The sequence below is a fragment of the Streptococcus sp. KR genome (genome assembly GCF_002238115.1).
In the GTDB taxonomy this organism is placed as follows: domain Bacteria; phylum Bacillota; class Bacilli; order Lactobacillales; family Streptococcaceae; genus Streptococcus.
This window is the reverse complement of the sequence record NZ_NGVM01000140.1, coordinates 1-464: the sequence shown is the minus strand read 5'-3', so window position 1 is coordinate 464 and position 464 is coordinate 1. Positions and strand designations below refer to the sequence as shown.

Here is a 464-nt window from a genome sequence, read left to right as displayed (position 1 = left end):
ACACCAAGTGCAGCGCCCTTGTATTGGTAAGGTGAGTCAGATGTATCCCAAAGATGCCCCACATCCTCCTGACGGTTATAGTCTTCCGCATAGACATAGCCATAATCTTTGTTTTCTGTAACAGTGGAGCCGTTAATTTCAACGTGAGTTCCGTTGATGGCTTTCGCACCTTCCCAACCAATACGATTGTGATTGAGTGAAGAATAGGTCAGGGTTGCAGGAGTCTTTTCACTTGCTTGGAAGGTTACTTCTTTCCCATCCACATTGTAGTAGTAGGTATCCGTAACCAAGAAATTCATGTAGTCTGCTGATCCACCAGCTCCATCGTTACGAGCTACTACGAATCCTTCTGTTGGATCATTCAAGACATAGACATCATTCAATCCTGTCTTCCCTTGATTAAGAATCTCGAATTTTCGATGGATACGAGAAATATCATGCTTTTTACCATCTGCAGTTGAAAC

General features: G+C 43.1%; 1 protein-coding gene. It reads right to left on the bottom strand.

What is annotated here, in order from left to right:
* Positions 1-464 (bottom strand): GbpC/Spa domain-containing protein (locus CBI42_RS11295; RefSeq protein ID WP_306425628.1); only part of this gene is annotated, 464 nt, incomplete at both ends.